The organism is Streptomyces coerulescens (assembly GCF_042657965.1).
Taxonomy (GTDB): domain Bacteria; phylum Actinomycetota; class Actinomycetes; order Streptomycetales; family Streptomycetaceae; genus Streptomyces; species Streptomyces coerulescens.
Genome location: NZ_JBHSKM010000002.1, coordinates 645,300 through 667,013 on the forward strand (window position 1 = coordinate 645,300; position 21,714 = coordinate 667,013).

Here is a 21,714-nt window from a genome sequence, read left to right on the forward strand (position 1 = left end):
CCGTCAGCTGATGGTCACCCGGAAGATCTTGTCCGCTCCGTCCGGCTGGCCGCCGTTGTTGTCGCTGTTGGTCGTGGACAGCCACAGCTGGTCGGCGCCCGGCACCGTGGTGACCGTGCGCAGCCTGCCGTAGGTGCCGACGTAGTACGCGGTGGCAGAGCCGACGTTCTCGGTGTCGCCGTCGATCGGGATGCGCCAGAGCCGTTCGCCGCGCAGGGCCGCCATGTAGATGACGTTGCGGACGATGGCGATGCCGCTCGGGGATGCCTCGGAGACCCGCCAGGTCTTCTTGGGGTTGGTCATACCGGCGACCGAGCAGGTGCCTTCGCAGGTCGGCCAGCCGTAGTTGGCGCCCGGCTTGATGAGGTTGAGCTCGTCGAAGGAGCTGTTGCCGAACTCCGCCTCCCACAGCCGACCGTTCTTGTCGAAGGCCAGGCCCTGGGGGTTGCGGTGGCCGAGTGAGTAGACGTGGCTGCCGAAGGGGTTGCCGGGGGCCGGTTTGCCGTCGGTCGTCAGGCGCAGGATCTTGCCGTTGAGGGAGTTCCTGTCCTGGGCGAGGGACGAGGTCTGGGCGTCGCCGGTGGAGGCGTAGAGAAGGCCGTCGGGACCGAAGGCGAGACGGCCGCCGTTGTGGTAGCGGTTCTTCTTGATGCCCTGGAGCAGGACGGTGTAGCCGCTGAGCGAGCTGCCGTCGTAGGTCATGCGCGCGATGCGGTTGCCCTCGGAGGCCGTGTGCATGAAGTACACGCGGTGGTTGGCCGCCCAGGCGGGGTCGACGGCCACGCCGAGCAGTCCGCCCTCGCCGTCCGTGGTGACCGCGTTCGGCACCTTGCCGACCTGCGTCCTGGTGCCGTCCTTGGTCAGCTTGAACACCTTGAAGCTGTCGCGTTCGGTGACCAGGGCGCTGGTGCCGTCGGGCATCCAGTACGTGCCCCAGGGGATGCTCCAGCCGGACGACACGGTGGCGATGGACGACGGAACGCCGCCGTCCGTGGCGCAGGCCCGGGTGGTGAAGGTGACCGCGTTGCTCTGCGGGGAGGCGTTCCCGGCGGCGTCACGGGCCACGACGTGGAGGCTGTAGGGGCTGTCGCAGGCCAGCCCGGAGACCGTGGTGGAGGTGGCGGGCGGGCTGCCGTTGACGGTCTTGTAGACGGTGGAGCCGCTGCGGATGTCGTACGCCGTGACCGCCTTGTCGTCCGTGGCGGCGCCCCAGCTCAGCTTGGCGCTGTTCGCGGTGACGTCGGTGTACGACAGGGTGCCGGGTCCGGTCGGCGGGCTGGTGTCGGAGCTGGGCCTGGTCGTGCAGTCGACGGCGGGGCTCGCGAGGGAGGCGTTGCCGGCCGCGTCACGGGCGATGACCGTGAGGTTGTAGGTGGTGGCCGGGGTGAGCCCGGTGAGGTTCTCGGTGGTCGCGCTGCCCGCGGTCTCGCCGATCTTGTTGCCGTGCTCGTAGATGTCGTACGCCGTCACCGCCACGTTGTCCGTCGAGGCGCCCCAGGTGAGGGTGAGGCCGTCCTCGGTGACGGCGGAGCAGTTCGGTGTGCCGGGGCGGGTCGGGGTCTGGGTGTCGGCCGCCGCGTCCACGGTCAGTTTGTCGAGGTTGGGGCCGCCGGCGGAGGTGGTCGCGGTGGCGCGGATCTTGTTGGCGCCGGCGGTGAGGTCGGCGGTGATCGTCTTCGTGGCCCAGGTGGTCCAGTTCGCGGTGGGCGGGAAGGACACGCCGGCGGCGACGACCTTGCCGCCGATGGAGAGGTCCATGGGCCGGTCGGCGCCGGTGCCGTTGGCGTAGCGCAGGGCCAGCGAGGTGCCGCTCGCGGCGTCCGCGCTCACCGTGAACTCGACATAGGAGCCGGTCACGTTGGTGTAGTCGACGAAGCCGGAGCCCGTGTAGCCGCTGTGGTTGGTGGCCACCGTGCCCTGCGAGATCGTCGCGGTCTCGGCCTGGTGGTCACCGGCCGCGGCGGCCGCGGCGCCGGACGGTGGGGAGGCGGTGAGAAGGGACAGCAGCAGGCCGCCCAGGGCGGCGAGGAGCACACGCCGGTGGGAACGGCGTCCGGTGGGGATGGCATGCATGGAGGTCCACCTCCAGGTGGGGGATGTCATGCGTCCGCTCACACGAGTTGGTAGCCGCGGAGGTTGGTGAGCAGCAGGTGGCAGTCCTGGAGCGAGTCGGAGGTGTCGCCGAGAGAGCGGTAGATGCCCCACTTGGGGCGCACCCGGTCGGCGAGGAAGGTGTCGACGCCCGACTTGGACTTGTCGATCACGGTGGTGCCGCCGCTCTCGAGGATCCAGCGGACCGAGCCCGCCGAGCCGTTGCCGACCTTGATCTGGAAGTCGACGTCGGTCCATTTGTCGTGCAGCGGCGAGAGGTCCGTACGGCCGACGAGGGTGTCGCTGTCGAAGAGCTTCAGCTCGATGGTCTGCGCGCCGTTCACCCGGCGCAGCGACTGCACGACGATCGGCGAGGAGCCGGTGCCCGGCTGCTTCATCTGCATGATGTGGGTGAAGGAGGTGGTCGCCTTCAGCGAGCTCGGGATGTACATGGAGTAGGTGATCCGCCAGGTCTGGCCCTGGGTCCACTTCAGATAGCTGGACGAGGAGGTGCGAAGGCCCGTCACCTCCTGGCGCTGACGGTCGGTCGAGGTGTCCCGGTCGGACATGTGCATGTTGAAGCGCCAGTTGTCGCCGGTGGCGTAGATGTGCGGCTGCCCGCCGGGGTGGGAGTCGGCGCGGTCGTCCTCGATGGTCTCGAAGGCGCGCAGGCCGTCGGAGCTCGCGGACGGGGACCACTTGAGCTGCCAGGACGCGGCCCGGGCGGGTGTTGCCGCGGGCAGCCCGACAGCGGCCGAGGCCACACCGCCCAGCGCGGCGCCCAGCAGCAGCCTTCTGGATGTGCTCATGACACTAATCACCTCTCAGCTGTTCGTTCATGATCAGGAAGGCTCCGAGGCCGTGGAAGTCGTTGGTGGCCCGGGTTCGGGCGGCGTAATACGCGTAGTCGCCGACGTTGGTGCCGACGGAGATGTCGGTGAGCTCGGTGCGGCCGTCGGCCCCGAGGGAGACCTTGCGCAGGACGCCCCGGTAACCGCGTTCGGCGACGGCCGCGTAGTGCCGGTCCAGGTAGCCCCGTCGGGCACCGCGGGAGAGGGCGTAGGTGAACATGCTGGAGCAGGAGGTCTCGGTCCAGTTGCCGTCGCGGTCACCCTTGTCGATCACCTGGAACCAGCGACCGGTGGCCGGGTCCTGGTACTTCTCCAGCCCCGCCGCCAACTTCCGGAAAACAGTGCGCAGTCGGGCGGAGCGAGGATGGTGCGCGGGGAGGGCGTCCAGGACGTTCACCAGCGCCATCGAGTACCAGCCGACGGCCCGGCACCAGTGCTCGGGGGCGAGGCCGGTGGCGGGATCGGACCAGGTGGCGGTGCGCGACTCGTCGTAGGCGTGCCGGAGCAGACCGCCCGCGACCTGGAGATGGCTGCCGTACAGATGGAGCTGCTCGGCCGCCTCGTCGTTCGCGTACGCGGAGTCGTGGAACTCCTTGCCGTACTCCACCAGGAACGGGGTGACCATGTAGACACCGTCCGCCCACAGTTGGTGGGCGCGGCTCGCGGTGTCGGCGTGCCAGAAGCCGCCGTCCTGCGTGCGCGGGTAGGTGTCGAGGCGGTCGCGGATCTTCTTCGCCGCGATCCGGTAGCGGTCCTCGCCGGTCTCGTGGTGCAGGATCGTCAGCAGCCGCCCGGCCTGCATGCTGTCGAGGTTGTTGAAGCCCTGGCTCATGGAGCCGTCCGCGGCCACGAATCGCTCGGCGTAGCTCTTGATGTACGCCAGGTACTGCGGGTTGTGGGTGCGGCGGAAGACCAGGTACTGCCCGTAGAGATAGAGGCCGACCGGGTACGACCAGCCGCCGATGGTGGTCGGTGTGTAGCGGGCCGTCGTGGAGTCGACCATGGCGACCGACCAGTCCGCCGTGGCGACGGGTGCCCGGACGGGCAGGGTGGAGGAGGTCGACGGAGACACGGTCGGCGCCGCCGTCCCCACCACCGGTGCCGGCTCGGCCGCGGCCGGGGGGACGGCGGTCAGGGTCCCGGCGGCGAACACGGCCGTCGCCAGCAGCCTGTGCAGGCGTCTCATGGCGCTCCCTCGCGGTAGGCGTGGACAGGTGTCGCGGCCGGCGGACGGGCCCTGTCGACCAGGTCCTTCACCAGGGCATGGTCGGGTGAGAGCCGGCAGGCCGGGTCGGTGCGGGTGGCGTCGCCGGTGAGGGCGTACGCCTGGCAGCGGCAGCCGCCGTGGTCGGTGGAGCTGAGGGCACAGCTTCGGCAGGGGTCGCCCATCCAGGAATCGCCGCGGTAGGCGTTGAACGCTCTCGACTCCTGCCAGATCCAGGCGAGTCGACGGCTCCTCACGTTGGGTGGGTCGAGGCCGGGGAGGGCGGCCGCGGCCGGGCACGGCAGGACCGTGCCGTCCGGGGCGACGGTGAGCGAGCGGGCGCCCCAGCCGCCCATGCAGGGTTTCGCGACACCGTCGACGTAGTCGGGGGTGACCCAGATCAACTCCGGTGCGGAGCCTGGGCGTTCGCGCCACCGGGTGAGCGTGGCGAGGGCGCGGTCGACCTGGTCCCGGGTGGGCAGCAGGGTGGCACGGTTGCGCAGGGCCCAGCCGTGGAACTGGGTGTGAGCCAGCTCGATACGGTCCGCGCCCCAGGCCGTACCGAGGGCGATCAGGTCGTCGAGGGCGTCGATGTTGGCGCGGTGCAGGACGATGTTCAGGCCGAACGGCAGCCCGGCCGCACGGATCAGCCGGGCGGCGCGCTCCTTGGCGGCGAACGAGCGGGCGCCCGCGATACGGTCGGAGGCGTCCGGATCGGCGTGCTGCACGGACAGCTGGACGCTGTGCAGCCCGGCCGCGACGAGCTCGCCGAGCCTCCGCTCCCCCAGTCCGACGCCGCTGGTGACGAGCTGGGTGTACAGGCCCGCGCGCTCGGCGGCGGCGACGATGTCCGGCAACTCGCGCCGCAGCAGTGGCTCACCGCCGGACAGATGGGTCTGTACGACGCCCAGGTCAGCGGCCTGCCGGAACACTCCGGACCATTCCTCGGCCGTCAACTCTTCTGACCGACCGACCAGTTCGACGGGGTTGGAGCAGTACCCGCAGCGCAGCGGGCAGCGGTGGGTGAGTTCCGCGAGCAGGGCCCACGGCGGGTCGGTGGTCATCGCAGCCAGCCCTCCTTCCGCAACGCCCGGAGAAACTCCGGGACTTCGTCGGCGACCGGGGCGCCGGGGAACCGCGCGACCAACTCGGCGACGATGTCGTCCACCTCGCGACTGCCGTCGCACAGCCGCAGCACGCCGCCCGCTTCGCCGTGCAGCACGACCACCCGCTCGGGCAGCAGCAGCAGATCGGTGCCCCGCACCCGGTCATGGCGCAGTACGACCGCCCGGGCGAGGGCGGGACGCCAGGTCATGGTCCGCCTCCCCCAACCGCTCCACCTCGACATCCCTCTCCCGCTGCGTCCACCGCGTCCAGCAGCGCCCACAGCACATCGCACTTGAAGGCCAGGGCGGCCACCGCCCGCTCCTGTTGCTCGCGGGTGCGGGCACGGTCCAGGACCAGGGCGAGGGCTTCCTCGCCGTCCCGGGCGCCCTGGCCGACACGGGTGCGGAAGTAGGCGAGCCCGGCCGGGTCGATCCAGGGATAGTGGGTTTCGAAGGCGTCGATGCGGGTGCGCATCAAGTCCGGTGCGGACAGCTCGGTCAGGGACGCGGCCACGGCCTCGACGACGGGACCGAGCCGGCAGAAGTTGACGTATCCGTCGACCGCGAGCCGCACCCCGGGCAGGACCCGGGAGGCGTCCCACAGCTCCTCCCGGTCGAGGCCGGCCGCCTCCCCGAGGCGCAGCCAGCGCTCGATGCCGCCCTCGCCCTCGGCCGTGCCGTCGTGGTCGCGGATACGGCGCAGCCAGGCTCGGCGCGCCGCGGGCCGCTCCAGCTTGGCGAGGATCAGGGCGTCCTTGACGGGGATGTGGCGCTGGTAGTGGAAGCGGTTGGCGATCCAGCGGCGCAGTTCGGCGGGCGTCAGCTCGCCTTTGTGCATACGGAGGTTGAAGGGGTGACGGTCGTGGTAGCGGGCCGCGGTGACGGCGCGCAGCCGCCCGGTGAACTCGGTGGTCGTCCAGGGGGCCGCGGCGCCGTCGGCGTGCACGCGAGTCGCGGTCACGATGCTCTCGTGGCGGCGGACGGCTAGCGGTCGGCGAGGGCGTAGGCGGTCACTTCGAGCGCCGTGTCCACGACGGTGTAACCCGGGCTTTGCCAGACCTCTACATCCGATGTTTCCTGAATGACCTGTTCCGTCGGCAGGGCGGGGTGGGTGCGAAGCAGCATCTCGTTCATGTGCGCATACCTGCTTTCCTGAGGAAGTGGGGGGTCTCAGAGACCAGACAGGCGGCTGTCGTTCACATGCATGCACCGAGTTCATCGATACGTTCGGTGGCGCGATACAGAGTCGCGGCATGACGGGCCACGGTCAATGGTCCGGACCGATAACGTCGGATGCGTTTCCGGCCAATCTCGCCATCGCCCACTGACTCACCGGTCAGTTGCGGTGATTCCCGGGGCGGATTCGGCGGTCAGGAATGCATCACGCCTCGTGATCGTTGACGATATGCAGTACCACCTGACGACAACCGTAAGGATCAAGAGCTCGTGAGCAGCAAGGTCCCCCCGATCATCCTCAACAACGGCGTCGAGATGCCCCAGCTGGGCTTCGGCGTCTGGCAGGTGCCGGACGACGAGGCCACGCGGGCGGTCGGCACCGCGCTGGAGGCCGGGTACCGCAGCATCGACACAGCGGCGATCTACGGCAACGAGGCGGGCACCGGCCGGGCCATCGCCGCCTCCGGCGTCCCCCGCGAGGACATCTTCGTCACCACCAAGCTCTGGAACGGCGACCAGGGCTACGACTCCACACTGAGCGCCTTCGAGACGTCGCTCAAGAAGCTGGGCCTGGACTACGTCGACCTGTACCTCATCCACTGGCCGGCGCCTTCGCGCGACAAATACGTCGACACCTACAAGGCGTTCGAGAAGCTGCACGCCGACGGCCGTATCCGCGCGATCGGTGTCTCCAATTTCCTTCCGGAGCACCTGGAGCGGCTGATCGGCGAGACGTCGGTCGTCCCGGCCGTCAACCAGATCGAGCTGCACCCGCACCTTCAGCAGCACGCCTCCCGCGCGTTCCACGCCGAGCAGGGCATCGCCACCGAGGCCTGGTCGCCGCTCGGTTCGGGCAAGGGTCTGCTGGAGGTTCCGGCGATCGTCGCCATCGCGCAGAAGCACGGCCGCACCCCGGCCCAGATCGTGCTGCGCTGGCACCTCCAGATCGGCAACGTCGTGATCCCGAAGTCCGTGACGCCGTCGCGGATCAAGGAGAACATCGCGGTCTTCGACTTCAGCCTGGACGACGAGGACCTGGCGGCGATCAGCGCGCTCAACGAGGACCGGCGGATCGGCAGCGACCCGGCCACCGTCAACTGACCCCGCTCCGGCGCGACCTACGTCCGCCCGCCGCTCAGCTGCCCGAGCGGCGGGCGGACGTGTAGGGAGAGCCGGAGCGCGGCAGGACGCCTGGCCCCTCGGTCACCCGTGCGGGGCGCCTCAGTCCCCGCGCACATCGGTGAAGACGACCTCGAACTCCTCCAGTCCGGTCACGGTCACATGCGCCTTGGCCGCGCCCTCGTGCCGGGCCGCCGCCTGGCCCGAGCGGGACGCCGCCAGGGACGGCTGGTCGACGAAGACCACTCCGACCATCCCGCGCCCCCGCTCCCGGTCGACCAGCAGGGACGCCCGGGCCAGCCCCTGGAGCGTTTCGAGCCGGGGCACCACCGTCGCCCGGAACGTGTCGGCGAGCAGGTCGGTGTCCATGGGGTCGAACTCCAGCCTGGTCAGCCGCAGTCCGCCGCCGGCCTGCGGCTGGCGCGCCTGGTGGAACACCACCGCCTCGTAATTGTCGACCGACAAGGTTCCCGCGAACGGGTCCAGCATCGCCGCCCGCCGCTCGCGCAGCACCTCGTCGCTGTTCTGCCGGGCCCGCTCCGTCTCCCACCAGCTGGCCGCGAGCAGTTTCCCGAGCGTCCGGTCCACGAAGACACTCGCCCCCCGGTATCCCGGGCGGTCCTCCAGCAGGTCCCGCCCCTCGGTGTTCATCGCCCTGATGGCGGTGTCGATCTTCGTGGGATCGCCGGTCGTGTAGATGGCGCGTACGAACATGGCACCTCCCGAAAATCCGGGGCACACATCCGAAACTCTTCGGCATCTCCAGTCTTCTACCGGGGTGATGGCGCCGCAATCAGCGGAGCGGGCCCCAGGTCGCACGCAAGGGCTTGACGTGGCCACACAAAGAGGGCCACCTTTGTACGCCACCCGGTCAGGAAACTTTCCTAACAGAAGTACTTCCTCACAGAAGGGTCCCCCACAGTGCGCATCCGAACACTGACCCTCGCCGCGTCCTCCGGCGCCGCGCTGCTCGCCGCCGGCCTGCTCCCCACGAGCGCCTCCGGCACCCCGGAACCGCCGTCCCTCCGGGAGGGTTCGGTCAGCGCGGCCGCCCTGCTCGCGAAGGTGACGTCCTGCTCGCAGATCTCCAACGGCAAGTACCGCACCGACGAGGAGACGTCGGCCACCGTCCCGGTCTGCGGCAAGAACGGCGCCGTCTTCTGGAAGGCCGACATGGACATCGACTGCGACGGCCAGCGCACCGCCAAGTGCAACGAGGACACCGACCCCTGGTTCCAGCCGGACACCGCGTTCCACCAGTCCGACGGCAAGCCGCTGCGCTCCGACACGCTGCCCTACGTCGTCGTCCCCAGCATCAGCGGCACCTGGAACTACTCGGCCGCCGGCATCCAGGGTGCGGGCGTGGTGGCCGTCATCCACGACAACCAGGTCCTGTACGCCGTCGTCGGCGACACCGGCCCTCAGAAAATCATCGGCGAGGCCTCCTACTCCGCCGCCGAGCGGCTCGGCATCGACCCCGACCCGGAGACCGGCGGCACCGACTCCCGTGTGACGTACATCCTCTTCAAGAACTCCCGGGTCTCGCCCATCGAGAACCACAACGCGGCGGTCTCGCTGGGCGAGCGGCTGGCGAAGGAGTTCATCGCCAACAACTGAGACCGGCGAACTCGACCGTGCAGCAGGTCAGTTGGGCTGTCCGAGCGGCCGTACGACGACGGTGTCGACGTCCCACAGCGTCGGGCTGCCGGACGGCCCACACCACGGAGTCGGTCATGGTGGTTCCCCCTGTGTGTCTCGGTTCGGACGAGGGGAGTCCCTCACTTGGAGAGCTCTCGAAGTCAAGCCCCGACGTCGGCCGGCCTCGGCGCTGTCACCTGGTCCGCACGGCCGTGTACACCGTCTGCGCGGCCAGCACGAACAGGTCGGGGCGGTGGTACACGCTCGCCTTGTCGTCCGGGTCGAGCAGCCGGTCGAGGGCCGCGCGGTCCTCGGCGTCGAGGCGGTCGCCGACGCCGTCACGGGTGCGGGTGAGGATGTCGGCCGCGTAGGCGCGGGCGCGGTCCGTGGTCGGGGCGGGCAGGTCGAGGAGGAAGGTGCGGGTACCGCTGGGCCGCAGCCCCGCGGCGGTGAGCAGCGCGGGCCAGTCCTCGGTCTCGGCGACGGAGCCGGGGAGGTCGGCCCGCATCTGCGCGAACCACTCCGCCTCCAGCACATCGAGCCGCGCCTGGAGCCCGGGCCGCCCGAAGCCGATGTCCCGGGGCAGGAACCGCAGCGGCAGGCCGCCCTCCTGGAGGGCCAGCGTGCCGCCGGAGGCGAGCCGGTCGGCGAACGCGGCGAGGGCGGCCCGCTGGTCGCCCAGGTGGTGCAGACTGCGGCCGGCCCACAGCAGATCGACGGGATAGTCCAACTCCCCGAGAACATCGGGCAGTTCACCGGCGAGAATACCGAAGCGGTCGGCGACGCCGAGCCGCTCCGCCCGCGTCCGGGCCCGCTCCAGGAGCGGCCCCGACCCGTCGACGGCGACGATCCGAGCTCCGGGGAAGGTGTCGGCGAGCAGACAGGACACCACTCCCGGGCCGCTGCCCGCGTCCACGATCAACCCCGGCTCGGTCTGCCGCTTGCCCAGCCAGGCCATGGCGTGCTCGTACAGGGGCAGGAACAGCTCCGCCTGCGCTTCGAGCATCGGGCCCATCTCGGCCCAGTCGACATCGGTGTGGTCGTGGCGCTGCCCGTGTCCCGGGTGCTGGTGCTCGTGCTGGTGGTGCGGGTGATCCTCATGCGCCATGGTGGTCAGCCTCTCGTCCGGTTGCCGCCAGCCTGCTCCGACGCACCGCCCCGGTGCCACTGTCCTTGCCGTAGCGGCAAAAAACCGGGCAAAGAAAATGAGGTGCGAGGACGGGTGCCGGTCGCCCACCATGGCCCGATGGACGACACGATGGTGGAACGCTTCCTCAAAGACGGGTTCGTGAAGATCGAGGGCGCCTTTCCCCCACGTGTCGCCGAGCACTGCGCGCGGCTGCTGTGGCGCGAGACGGGGTACGACCCGCGGGACCCGGGCACCTGGAAGGACCCCGTGCACTGGGTGTACGACATGGCGCAGGGCCCGTTCGCGGCGGCCGTGAACACACCCGTACTGCACGAGGCCTTCGACGTCCTGGTGGGTGAGGACCGCTGGCAGTCGCGCTACTCACTGGGCAGCTTCCCTTTGCGGTTTCCGCATGAGGAGGAGCCGGACGACGCGGGCTGGCACATCGAGGGCAGCTATCTGCCCGAGGGCGCCCAGCATGTCCACACGAACGTGCATTCCAAGGGCCGTGCCCTGCTGATGCTGTTCCTGTTCAGCGAGGTCACCGAGGACGACGCCCCGACCCGCATCCGGGTCGGCTCGCATCTCGACGTACCGGCGGTCCTCGCGCCGTACGGCGAGGCCGGCGCGACCTTCCTGGAGCTGGGCCCGAAGGTGGCCGAGGCCTCCGCACACCGCCCGCTCGCCCACGCCACCGGCCGCCCCGGCGACGTATACCTCTGTCACCCCTTCCTGGTCCACGCCGCCCAGCCCCACCACGGCACCCGCCCCCGCTTCATGGCACAGCCACCCCTGCACCCGGCGAAACCGCTGGAACTGGACCGCCCCGACGCCGACTACTCGGCGGTCGAGTTCGCGATCCGCCGGGGCCTGGCCAAAGAGAACTGATCAAACCCCGGCGACCACCGCGCCCCTCCAGGGGCGCGGGGAACTGCGCGATCAGCCACAACGGACCGGCAGTTCCCACTCAACGCACTACGACAACGGCGGGTAGGCGTTCTGCATCAGCTGCTGGAACTGCGCGGAGAACCAGTGCCCCGACAGCGGAGCGTCCGGCAGCGCACCGGACAGGTTGTTCCCGTTACGCGGATTACCCGTGTATGTCGGGTCGCACATCCGGTCGAACCCCTTGCCCTCGTCGTTCGGAATCTCCGAGCTCGCCCCGTCGGACTCACCCGGAGGCTTGATCCAGACGTAGGCGTCGATCCCCGCCGCCGGTGCGGCCTGCGGCCGCTCACCGAGACCGGCCCCGGACTGGTTGCACCAGTTGCCGACGTGGATACGACGGTCGTAGCGCCCGCCGTTGACGTACGTGTCGACGTCGGTCGTCGCCCCCGGACCGGCGGGCCGTGCGCTGCCGCCCCAGCCGTTCCTCGACGTGTCGATCAGCATGCCGATGCCGGAGTTGAAACCGGTCGTGACCAGCTGCTGGCGGAAGGCCTGCGCGAACGACAGCTCGTCGGTGTACCGGTTCCAGTCGACCCACTTCGACTCGCGGACGGACTTGCCGCCCACGGAGTCGCTGATGGTGAAGTTGTTCTCCTTCAGGGCGCTGTAGTTGGCCGTGTTGGCGATGAAGCCGTGCACGTCGTTCACAGTCGCGCCCTCGGAGGTGGCGGCCTCCTTCATCACGGCGGCGCTGGCGGCGAAGTTGTCGTCCCAGCCGATCCAGCCGTGGTGGCCGGCGTCGATGTAGTTGTAGACGTTGGCCGCGTCGCCGAGCTTGTTCAGGGCGTAGCCGACGCCCTTCTGGTAGTTGCCGTTGGCCTTCATCACGTCGCACTGCGGAGTGGCCGTCGGACGGCTGCCGGTGTTGGTGACCAGGTTCGGCAGCGAGTCGATCTCGATCGTCGTGACGATCCGCAGCGAGGCGTACTTCGGGTCGGCGAGGATCGCGGCGATCGGGTCGATGTACTCGGTCTTGTACCGGCCGAGCTCCGTCGGACCGAGTTCCCCGTTGGAGGCGAGGGCGGCGCAGTCACGGCCTGGCAGGTTGTAGATGACCAGCTGGACGACCAGTTCGCCGGAACCCTTCTGGGTCAGGGCCGCATCGAGGTGGTCGCGCAGGCCCATGCCGCCGTTCACGCCGTTGATCGCGGCGATCCGGTCGAGCCAGACGCCGGTCGGCTGACTCGCGATCCGGTTGCCGCCCGGCTCGGCGGCGGCCTTCGCGGACCACTCCGGGTTCACGTACACCTTGGCGTCGGAGTAGGGGTTGTCGACCTTCGGGCCGTTCGGGTCCGGGTCCGGCGGATCCGTGGGGCCGCCACCGCCGTCGTCGACGTTGCAGGTCACGCCGTCGAGGGTGAAGGTGGCCGGGAGGGCGTTGGTCCCGCTGTAGGAGGCCTGGAAGCCGAAGCTGACCGAACCTCCGGTCGCGAGCGTGCCGTTGTAGGTCTCGTTGGCCGCGGTGACGGCGGCACCGCTCTGGCTGATCTTCGCGTTCCAGCCGCTCGTGACCTTCTGGTTCCCGGCGTAGGACCACTTCACGGACCAGTTCGACCTGGCGGCGCCCTGGTTGGTGACCGTGACGGCGGCGGTGAAGCCGGTGTCCCACTGGTTCTGCACCTGATAGTCGACGGTGCAGGGCACGGCGGCCGTGCCGACTCCACCCGGGTCCGCGGCGAGCGCGGTTCCCGAGGCCCCGGCGACCAGCGCCAGGGCGGCGAGCATCGCTGTTCTGGTACGACTCATGAGTGCGGGTTCCTTCTTGGTTGCGGGTTCTGACGGTCCGTCCGTGCAGGGCGCGCAAGAGGCAAGGAGGAGGTGCCGACCACGGCTAAAAGTACTGAACGCGGGGGGTGTCGCATGAGCGACTCCTTGCAGATCGGGCACGCCGTGACGGACGCGTCGACTGATGGAATCGCTCCCACTGGTGTCACGAAGCTAGCGCCAAGTGACGGTGAAGGACAGGGGAGTTACTGACTTTTGCTCAACCGGACCCGTCGAATCTTTTCGACTCTTCAAGCACCTTGACCCCTCGCACCCCCGTCCGCACTATGGGAGCGCTCCCACTGGTTCAAGCCTTGACTTCTCCGAGCCACGAGGAGGAACCAGCACATGCATCCCCCACGCAGACGCAGAGCCTTACGACGGTTGTGGACGGCCGTCGTCGCCGCCCTGGCGCTCCCGCTGACGATGCTGAGCACGGGATCGACTCCCGCCCGGGCGGCAGCGGTTCAGTGCAGTGTCGACTACAAGACCAACGACTGGGGATCCGGCTTCACCGCGGATCTGACGCTCACCAACCGGGGCACGGACGTCATCGACGGCTGGACCCTGACGTACGGCCACACGGGCAACCAGAAGCTCAGCAACGGCTGGAACGGCACCTGGTCCCAGTCGGGGCAGACGGTCACCGTGCGGGACGCCGGCTACAACGGGCGGATCGCCGCCGGGGCCGCCGTCACCACGGGCGCGCAGTTCACGTACAGCGGCAGCAACGCCGCGCCGACGAACTTCACTGTCAACGGCACGAGTTGCACAGGCGCCCACCAGCCCCCCATCACCGTGCTGACCAGTCCGACGGCCGGCGCCGTCTACGCGCAGGGCGACGCCGTCCCGCTCGCGGCCACCGCGGCCGCCGCGGACGGCGCGACGGTCGGCAAGGTCGAGTTCTACGACGACGCGACCCTGCTGGGCACGGACACGACGGCGCCGTACTCGCTCTCGGTCTCCAGCTTGACCGTGGGCAGTCACTCGCTCCTCGCGAAGGCGTACGACAGCCTGGGCGCGTCCGCGGAGTCCACGCCGGTCGGCATCACGGTCGCCTCGGGTCCCTCCGTGGTGGCCACACCGGCCCAACTCCCGGTCCAGCAGGGCAAGTCGGCGACATACGACGTGAAGCTGTCGACCCGGCCGTCGGCGAATGTGACGGTCACGACCGCCCGCACCAGCGGCAACTCCGGCCTCTCGGTGACCGGCGGCGCCTCGCTCACCTTCACGCCCTCGAACTGGAACACCGCCCAGAAGGTGACCATCACCGCCGACTCCTCCGGCACGGGCTCGGCGACCTTCGAGTCGACGGCCACCGGGCACGCCAAGGCGTCCGTGACGGTGACCCAGATCGCGGCGACGAAGGCGTACGACGCCCGTTTCCTGGAGCTGTACGGCAAGATCACCAACCCGGCGAACGGCTACTTCTCGCCCGAGGGCATCCCCTACCACTCGGTCGAGACGCTGATCGTCGAGGCGCCGGACCACGGTCATGAGACCACGTCTGAGGCGTACAGCTATCTGCTGTGGCTCCAGGCCATGTACGGCAAGGTGACCGGCGACTGGTCCAAGTTCAACGGCGCCTGGGATCTGATGGAGAAGTACATGATCCCGACCCACGCCGACCAGCCCACGAACTCCTTCTACAACGCCTCGAAGCCGGCGACCTACGCGCCTGAGCTGGACACCCCGAACGAGTACCCGGCCCAGCTCGACCCGTCGGTCTCCGTCGGCCCGGACCCGATCGCGGCCGAGCTGAAGAGCGCCTACGGCACGGACGACGTCTACGGCATGCACTGGCTCCAGGACGTCGACAACGTCTACGGGTACGGCAACTCGCCGGGCAAGTGCGAGGCCGGCCCGGGCGACACGGGGCCGTCGTACATCAACACCTTCCAGCGCGGCGCGCAGGAGTCGGTGTGGGAAACGGTGCCGCAGCCGACCTGCGACCAGTTCAAGTACGGTGGGAAGAACGGGTACTTGGACCTGTTCACCGGTGACGCGTCATACGCGAAACAGTGGAAGTTCACCAATGCCCCCGACGCCGACGCCCGTGCGGTGCAGGCCGCGTACTGGGCCGACAAGTGGGCCGACGCGCAGGGCAAGGGCGGCGAGATCTCCGCGACCGTGGCCAAGGCCGCGAAGATGGGCGACTACCTGCGCTACGCCATGTACGACAAGTACTTCAAGAAGGTGGGCAACTGTGTCGGTCCGTCGGCCTGCCCGGCCGGCACCGGCAAGGACGCCTCGCACTATCTGCTCTCCTGGTACTACGCCTGGGGCGGCGCCACCGACACCTCGGCGGGCTGGGCCTGGCGTATCGGCTCCAGTCACACCCACGGGGGCTACCAGAACCCGATGGCGGCGTACGCACTGGCCTCCTACGCCGACCTGAAGCCCAAGTCGGCGACCGGGCAGGCGGACTGGGGCAAGTCCCTGGAGCGGCAGATCGAGTTCTATCGCTGGCTGCAGTCCAGCGAGGGCGCGATCGCGGGCGGAGCGACCAACAGCTGGGCGGGCCGGTACGCCGCGCCGCCCACCGGCAGGTCGACCTTCTACGGCATGTACTACGACCAGCAGCCCGTTTACCACGACCCGCCGTCCAACCAGTGGTTCGGCTTCCAGGCGTGGTCGATGGAGCGGGTCGCCGAGTACTACCAGCAGACGGGGAACGCCTCCGCGAAGGCCGTCCTCGACAAGTGGGTCGACTGGGCGCTGTCCGAGACGACCGTCAACCCGGACGGTACGTACCGGATCCCGTCGACGCTCCAGTGGTCGGGGCAGCCGGACACCTGGAACGCCTCAAGTCCCGGCGCCAACAACGGACTTCATGTCACCGTCGCCGACTACACCGACGACGTGGGCGTGGCGGCCGCGTACGCCAAGACCCTGACGTACTACGCCGACCGCTCCGGTGACACGCAGGCCGCGGCGACGGCCAAGGCGCTCCTCGACGGCATGTGGGACAACCACCAGGACGCCCTGGGCATCGCCGTCCCGGAGAACCGCGCCGACTACAACCGCTTCGACGACGCGATCCACGTGCCGAGCGGTTGGACCGGCACCATGCCGAACGGCGACGCGATCAGCTCGTCGTCGGCCTTCGACTCGATCCGATCGTTCTACGAGGACGATCCGGCCTGGTCGAAGATCGAGGCGTATCTCGCGGGCGGTGCGGTGCCGTCGTTCACGTATCACCGGTTCTGGGCCCAGGCGGACATCGCCTTGGCCATGGGCTCTTATGCGGAGCTGCTCGAGTAGCAGGTCGCCGAGTGCAGTGAGGGGCGTGGGTTTCGCAGGCGGCCGCGGGTTGTTGGTGGCCGGTCGCGCAGTTCCCCGCGCCCCTTGACGGCGTCGCCCCTCTTTCCTCCCCCCACATCCCGGAAAGGACCCCCTGTGCGAAGAACCCGCATCCTCACGGCGGTACTTGCGCTCGCGGCCGGGCTGCTCGCGGGTACCCCGTCCGCGCTTGCTGCCAACGTCTCGCCGAAGGTGTCGATCGCCGCCGACACCTACACCTGGAAGAACGCCCGTATCGACGGCGGCGGTTTCGTTCCCGGCATCGTCTTCAACCGCAAGGAGAGGAACCTCGCCTACGCCCGTACCGACATCGGCGGCGCCTACCGCTGGCAGCAGGCGTCGAAGACCTGGACGCCGCTGCTGGACTCGGTCGGCTGGGACGACTGGGGGCACACGGGTGTGGTGAGCCTGGCGTCCGACTCCGTCGACCCGGACCGGGTGTACGCGGCGGTCGGGACGTACACCAACTCCTGGGATCCGGGCAACGGTGCCGTGCTGCGCTCCGCCGACCGGGGCGCGAGCTGGCAGAAGGCCGACCTGCCGTTCAAGCTGGGCGGCAACATGCCCGGCCGCGGCATGGGTGAGCGGCTGGCGGTCGACCCGAACCGGAACAGCGTGCTGTATCTGGGGGCGCCCAGCGGCAAGGGGCTGTGGCGGTCGACCGACTCCGGGGTGTCCTGGTCGCAGGTGGCGAACTTCCCCAACGTCGGCGATTACGTTCAGGATCCGAGCGACACGAGCGGGTACGCGAGCGACAACCAGGGCATCGTCTGGGTCACGTTCGACGAGTCCACGGGGTCGGCCGGGAACGCGACCAGGACGATCTATGTCGGGGTCGCCGACAAGGACAACGCCGTGTACCGGTCGACGGACGGGGGCGCGACCTGGTCGCGGGTCGCCGGGCAGCCGACGGGATATCTGGCGCACAAGGGTGTCCTGGACGCGGCGAACGGCTACCTCTATCTCGCCTACAGCGACAAGGGCGGCCCGTACGACGGCGGCAAGGGACGACTGTGGCGGTACGCGACGGCGACCGGCACCTGGACCGACATCAGCCCGGTCGCGGAGGCCGACACCTATTACGGCTTCGCGGGGCTGACCGTCGACCGGCAGAGGCCGGGCACCGTGATGGCGACGGCGTACAGCTCCTGGTGGCCTGACACCCAGATCTTCCGCTCGACGGACAGCGGCCGGACCTGGACGAAGGCGTGGGACTACACGTCGTACCCCGACCGGGCCAACCGCTACACCCTGGACGTGTCGTCGTCGCCGTGGCTGACCTGGGGCGCGAACCCGTCGTCGCCGGAGCAGACGCCGAAGCTGGGCTGGATGACGGAGGCGCTGGAGATCGACCCGTTCGACTCGAACCGGATGATGTACGGGACGGGTGCGACGATCTACGGCACCGAGGATCTGACGCAGTGGGACAGCGGGAGCCGTTTCACGATCAGGCCGATGGTGCGGGGGCTTGAGGAGACGGCGGTCAACGACCTCGCCTCTCCCCCGTCCGGCGCCCCGCTCCTCAGCGCCCTCGGTGATGTCGGCGGCTTCCGGCACACCGACCTCACCAAGGTTCCGTCGATGATGTTCACCCAGCCGAACTTCACCACCACGACCAGTCTGGACTTCGCCGAGACCAGCCCCGGCACGGTCGTCCGGGTGGGCAATCTCGACTCGGGCCCGCACATCGCGTTCTCGACGGACAACGGCGCCAACTGGTTCGCGGGGACCGACCCTTCGGGCGTCAGCGGCGGCGGTACGGTCGCGGCGGCGTCGGACGGCAGCCGGTTCGTGTGGAGCCCCGCCGACGCGGGCGTCCAGTACACGACGGGGTTCGGTCATGCATGGGCTGCGGCCGACGGGATCCCGGCCGGGGCGATCGTCGAGTCCGACCGGGTGGACCCGAAGACCTTCTACGGCTTCAAGTCCGGGAAGTTCTACGTCAGTTCGGACGGCGGCGCGACCTTCACCGCATCCTCGGCGACCGGGCTGCCGAGCGGGGACAGCGTCCGCTTCAAGGCACTGCCCGGGGCGAAGGGCGAGGTGTGGCTGGCGGGCGGCGCCACGGACGGGGCGTACGGACTGTGGCACTCGACCGACGGGGGCGCCGCCTTCACGAAGATCTCCGGCGTCGAGCAGGCCGACACCATCGGCTTCGGCAAGGCGGCCCCGGGAGCCTCGTACCAGACCCTCTACGCCGGCGCGAAGATCGGCGGCGTACGCGGCATCTTCCGCTCCATCGACAAGGGCGTATCTTGGACTCGTATCAACGACGACGCCCGTCAGTGGGGTTGGACGGGTGCGGCGATCACGGGTGATCCGCGGGTGTACGGACGGGTGTATGTGTCGACGAACGGCCGGGGCGTCGTATACGGCGACACAACGGGGACGTGAGCTGACGGCAACGGTGGGTGCGCACCTCCCGTGAGGTGCGCACCCACCGTCGTTCACGGGGTGTAGACGGTCGGCCGAGGCGCCGTCGCCATGCCGTTGCCGAGGAAGAAGCTCGGGTGCGGCGGCTGGTTGTAGGCGGTGTTCTGCCATGCGGTCCCCGTGCGGTACATCGTGTCGTGCAGCAGGGTCGTGATCCTCGTGTTCGTCTCGTACGGCGTGGAGTAGATCCGCAGTGCCGTGTTGCCGCTGGTGCGCCAGATGACCTCCTCGCGCCAGTCGCCGAGGATGTCGCCGGACAGCACGGGCGTGGCCTTGGTGCCGTTGTTGGCGGAGACACCGGAGCCGGTGAGGAGGCGGGTGTCGGAGGACGTGCCGTACTTGTCGATGCGGGTGCCGTCGAGGAGTTCGCGTACGGTGTCGCCGTCCCACCAGGACAGGAAGTTGACGGAGGACGGCTCGCGGCCCTTGGTGGCGCCGGCCTCGTCGCGGATGGAGGTGTCGGAGGCGGACCATACCTCGGCGCCGTCGTTCCCGGCGTAGATGTCCCCGGCCACGCCCCGGCCGTTGTCGCAGCAGACGGCGAGCTTCCAGTTGACCGTGCCGTTGGCCGGGTTGATGTAGAGCTCGGCGGGCTGGCCGGCGGACTCCGAGACCTTGAAGTACTCGAGTCCCGCGTGCGCGGGGTCGAGATCGCCGAGGTGCTGGGCGTCGCCGTGGCCGGTCCTCGTGGTCCACAGGCCGTTGCCGTTGTCGTCGACGGCCATCGCGCCGTAGACGATCTCGTCCTTGCCGTCACTGTCGACGTCTCCCACGGACAGGCTGTGCGAGCCCTGCCCGTCGAACCCCTTCCCTGTGTTGGTGGAGGAGTTGGTGTCGAAGGTCCAGCGGCGGGTGAAGCCGCCGTTCCGCCAGTCCCAGGCGGCGATGACCGTACGGGTGTAGTAGCCGCGCGCCATGATGAGGGAGGGGCGGGAGCCGTCCAGGTAGGCCGTGCCGGCGAGGAACCGGTCGACGCGGTTGCCGTAGGAGTCGCCCCACGAGGAGACGGTTCCCCGGGCCGGGACGTAGTCGACCGTCCCCATCGCCTTGCCGGTCTGCCCGTTGAACATGGTCAGGTACTCGGGCCCGGAGAGGATGTAGCCGGAAGAGTTCCGGTGGTCGGCGGACGAGCTGCCGATCACCACACCGGTGCCGTCCTTCGTCCCGTCGGCGGTCTTCATGGCGACCTCCGCCTTGCCGTCGCCGTCGTAGTCGTACACCTGGAACTGCGTGTAGTGCGCGCCGGAGCGGATGTTGCGGCCCAGGTCGATACGCCACAGCCGGGTGCCGTCGAGCTTGATGCCGTCGACGATCGAGTTGCCGGTGTAGCCGGACTGGGAGTTGTCCTTGGCGTTGGTGGGCTGCCACTTGAGGACGATGTCGAGGGCGCCGTCGCCGTCGAGGTCGCCGACCGAGGCGTCGTTGGCCTCGTAGGTGTACGCCACTCCGTCGGGGGTCGTGCCGCCGGCGGGCGCGCTGATGGGGACGTCCTTGTAGCCCGGGCGGAACTGGATGGCGTGCACGGAGTCGCCCTGCTCGACGCCGCCCACGACGGCCCGGACGGTGTAGTCGGCCTGTTCGGGGGCTCCGGAGTGGAAGTAGTTGGTGGAGCCGGTGATCGGGGTGGAGTTGACCTTCGTGCCGGCCCGGTAGACGTTGAAGGACACGTCGTTCGGGTCGGTGCCGAGCCAGCGCCAGCTGACCAGATTGCCGCTGGACGTGTGGACGCTGACGACGCCCCGGTCGAGGGCCTCGACCTGACGGGCGGTGGCGGCCATGGGGGTGCCCCCGCGCGAGCCGAGCGAAGCCGGTTCGAGCGTGGGGGACGTGCCGGCGCCGTTGAGGGTGGTGAGTCCGGCGGCGGTCAGGGCGGCGGTGGCGAAGGCAGCGGCGACGGTTGCCCGGCGTCTGCGGTGCTTGCGCGGGTGCTGCACGTGACGTACCTCCTCGGGAGGACGGACGGGTTCCGCTCCCTCAGTCGCCGCTGTGCGTGCGTGAGTTGCCGTATCTTTCGGCCAGTTCGGCGACCGTACGGGCGATCCGCTCGCGCAGTTCGAGCGGTTCGAGCACCTCGATGCCGGTGCCGAGCCGCAGGAACTCGGCGTGGGCGCGGTCGACGGACTCGATGGGGACGGTGGCCCGTGTCCAACCGTCGTCGTCCGTACGGTGGTCGGCGGAGCGGTGGAGGGTCACGCCCGGCGCCAGCCGGACCAGTGCCTCGCCGGAGCGGAGCCGATCGTGGAAGTCGCGCTGGTAGGCCGCCCAGTACGCGGGCAGGTCGAAGCCGTCGGGGCGGATGAACTCCTCCTCAGTGGTGGCGAGTTGGAGGATCTGGTCCACGCGGAAGGTACGTGGCCCGGGACCCGCGACGACATACCAACGGCCCGCCTTGAGGACGAGTCCGTACGGCTCCAGACGGCGCTCGACGTCGGTGGGTTCGCGCCAGCGGCGGTACAGGACGTGCAGGGTCCGGCTGTTCCAGACGGCGTCTGCGACCGCCGCGAGGTGGGGCGTGTCATCGGCGTCGGCGTACCAGCCGGGAGCGTCGAGGTGGAAGCGGCCGCTGATCCGGTCGGCGTGTCCGCGCAGTTCCGACGGCAGGGCGGCCCGGACCTTGAGCTGGGCCGCGGCCAGGACGGAGCCGAGGCCGAGCTGGGCGGCGGGGCCGGGGGCACCGGCGAGGAAGAGGGCCTCGGCCTCGTCGGTGGTGAGTCCGGTGAGGCGGGTGCGGTAGCCGTCGAGGAGGCGGTAGCCACCGGCGTGGCCCGCGTCGCCGTACAGCGGGATCCCGGCGGCGCCGAGCGCCTCGATGTCCCGGTAGATCGTCCGCACCGACACCTCCAGCTCCTCGGCGAGCTGAGCGGCGGTCATCCGGCCGCGGGTCTGGAGCAGCAGGAGGACGGAGACGAGTCGGCTGGACTTCACTGACACATGGTGTCAGTGAATCGGTCC

Annotated in this window: 17 protein-coding genes; 5 read left to right on the forward strand and 12 right to left on the reverse strand. The window is 69.6% G+C overall.

Annotated features, from left to right (window positions below):
* Window positions 1–3: 3 nt before the first annotated feature.
* Genes ACFPQ9_RS04355 through pqqA form a run of 7 tightly spaced genes read right to left on the reverse strand, consistent with a single transcriptional unit; the run spans window position 4 to window position 6,386 of the window.
* Window positions 4–2,073, reverse strand: coding sequence for a PQQ-dependent sugar dehydrogenase (locus ACFPQ9_RS04355; RefSeq protein WP_380846736.1), 2,070 nt, complete (start codon window positions 2,071–2,073; stop codon window positions 4–6).
* A gap of 38 nt (window positions 2,074–2,111) precedes the next feature.
* Window positions 2,112–2,900: a heparin lyase I family protein gene (locus ACFPQ9_RS04360; protein WP_380846739.1), complete on the reverse strand. Its 789-nt coding sequence runs from the start codon at window positions 2,898–2,900 to the stop codon at window positions 2,112–2,114.
* Between the two features lie 4 nt (window positions 2,901–2,904).
* On the reverse strand, window positions 2,905–4,128 hold the full coding sequence (locus ACFPQ9_RS04365; protein ID WP_380846742.1) for a glycoside hydrolase family 88/105 protein: 1,224 nt from the start codon (window positions 4,126–4,128) through the stop codon (window positions 2,905–2,907).
* Window positions 4,125–5,210: a pyrroloquinoline quinone biosynthesis protein PqqE gene (gene pqqE / locus ACFPQ9_RS04370; protein ID WP_380846745.1), complete on the reverse strand. Its 1,086-nt coding sequence runs from the start codon at window positions 5,208–5,210 to the stop codon at window positions 4,125–4,127. Before pqqE ends, ACFPQ9_RS04365 begins: the two co-directional genes overlap by 4 nt.
* Window positions 5,207–5,461 (reverse strand): pyrroloquinoline quinone biosynthesis peptide chaperone PqqD, encoded by a 255-nt coding sequence (pqqD, locus tag ACFPQ9_RS04375; RefSeq protein WP_380846748.1) that lies wholly within the window; start codon window positions 5,459–5,461, stop codon window positions 5,207–5,209. The genes pqqE and pqqD overlap by 4 nt, the downstream gene beginning before the upstream one ends.
* Window positions 5,458–6,213 carry a pyrroloquinoline-quinone synthase PqqC gene (gene pqqC / locus ACFPQ9_RS04380; protein WP_380846751.1) on the reverse strand — a complete coding sequence of 252 codons (756 nt, stop codon included), beginning with the start codon at window positions 6,211–6,213 and terminating at the stop codon, window positions 5,458–5,460. The genes pqqD and pqqC overlap by 4 nt, the downstream gene beginning before the upstream one ends.
* A 23-nt stretch (window positions 6,214–6,236) precedes the next feature.
* On the reverse strand, window positions 6,237–6,386 hold the full coding sequence (gene pqqA, locus ACFPQ9_RS04385; protein WP_380846754.1) for a pyrroloquinoline quinone precursor peptide PqqA: 150 nt from the start codon (window positions 6,384–6,386) through the stop codon (window positions 6,237–6,239).
* Window positions 6,387–6,698: 312 nt separating this feature from the next.
* On the opposite strand from pqqA, the gene ACFPQ9_RS04390 reads away from it, so the two are divergent.
* Window positions 6,699–7,529, forward strand: coding sequence for an aldo/keto reductase (locus ACFPQ9_RS04390; RefSeq protein WP_380846757.1), 831 nt, complete (start codon window positions 6,699–6,701; stop codon window positions 7,527–7,529).
* Between the two features lie 120 nt (window positions 7,530–7,649).
* Here the strand turns inward: ACFPQ9_RS04390 and ACFPQ9_RS04395 are convergent, their stop codons facing one another.
* Window positions 7,650–8,261, reverse strand: a complete 612-nt coding sequence (locus ACFPQ9_RS04395) for a hypothetical protein (protein WP_380846760.1) — start codon at window positions 8,259–8,261, stop codon at window positions 7,650–7,652.
* Window positions 8,262–8,468: 207 nt separating this feature from the next.
* On the opposite strand from ACFPQ9_RS04395, the gene ACFPQ9_RS04400 reads away from it, so the two are divergent.
* A complete protein-coding gene (locus ACFPQ9_RS04400; protein ID WP_380846763.1) occupies window positions 8,469–9,164 on the forward strand; it encodes a glycoside hydrolase family 75 protein in 696 nt (231 codons plus the stop codon).
* Between the two features lie 214 nt (window positions 9,165–9,378).
* Here the strand turns inward: ACFPQ9_RS04400 and ACFPQ9_RS04405 are convergent, their stop codons facing one another.
* Window positions 9,379–10,293 (reverse strand): class I SAM-dependent methyltransferase, encoded by a 915-nt coding sequence (locus ACFPQ9_RS04405; RefSeq protein WP_380846766.1) that lies wholly within the window; start codon window positions 10,291–10,293, stop codon window positions 9,379–9,381.
* 138 nt (window positions 10,294–10,431) lie between these two features.
* On the opposite strand from ACFPQ9_RS04405, the gene ACFPQ9_RS04410 reads away from it, so the two are divergent.
* Window positions 10,432–11,202: a phytanoyl-CoA dioxygenase family protein gene (locus tag ACFPQ9_RS04410; protein ID WP_380846769.1), complete on the forward strand. Its 771-nt coding sequence runs from the start codon at window positions 10,432–10,434 to the stop codon at window positions 11,200–11,202.
* 87 nt (window positions 11,203–11,289) lie between these two features.
* Here ACFPQ9_RS04410 and ACFPQ9_RS04415 read toward each other — a convergent pair whose 3' ends face one another.
* Window positions 11,290–13,008: a glycoside hydrolase family 6 protein gene (locus ACFPQ9_RS04415; RefSeq protein WP_380846772.1), complete on the reverse strand. Its 1,719-nt coding sequence runs from the start codon at window positions 13,006–13,008 to the stop codon at window positions 11,290–11,292.
* A gap of 366 nt (window positions 13,009–13,374) precedes the next feature.
* On the opposite strand from ACFPQ9_RS04415, the gene ACFPQ9_RS04420 reads away from it, so the two are divergent.
* Both ACFPQ9_RS04420 and ACFPQ9_RS04425 read left to right on the forward strand, forming a co-directional pair.
* Window positions 13,375–16,290, forward strand: a complete 2,916-nt coding sequence (locus tag ACFPQ9_RS04420; RefSeq protein WP_380846775.1) for a glycoside hydrolase family 48 protein — start codon at window positions 13,375–13,377, stop codon at window positions 16,288–16,290.
* A gap of 135 nt (window positions 16,291–16,425) precedes the next feature.
* Window positions 16,426–18,723, forward strand: a complete 2,298-nt coding sequence (locus ACFPQ9_RS04425; protein WP_380846778.1) for a beta propeller repeat protein — start codon at window positions 16,426–16,428, stop codon at window positions 18,721–18,723.
* 53 nt (window positions 18,724–18,776) lie between these two features.
* Here ACFPQ9_RS04425 and ACFPQ9_RS04430 read toward each other — a convergent pair whose 3' ends face one another.
* Both ACFPQ9_RS04430 and ACFPQ9_RS04435 read right to left on the reverse strand, forming a co-directional pair.
* Entirely contained in the window at window positions 18,777–20,696 is a 1,920-nt protein-coding gene (locus tag ACFPQ9_RS04430; protein WP_380846781.1) for a rhamnogalacturonan lyase, read from the reverse strand.
* Window positions 20,697–20,736: 40 nt separating this feature from the next.
* The gene (locus ACFPQ9_RS04435) at window positions 20,737–21,687 is read right to left on the reverse strand and encodes a helix-turn-helix transcriptional regulator (RefSeq protein WP_380846784.1); all 951 of its coding nucleotides are present in this window, start codon (window positions 21,685–21,687) and stop codon (window positions 20,737–20,739) included.
* Between the last annotated feature and the right edge of the window lie 27 nt (window positions 21,688–21,714).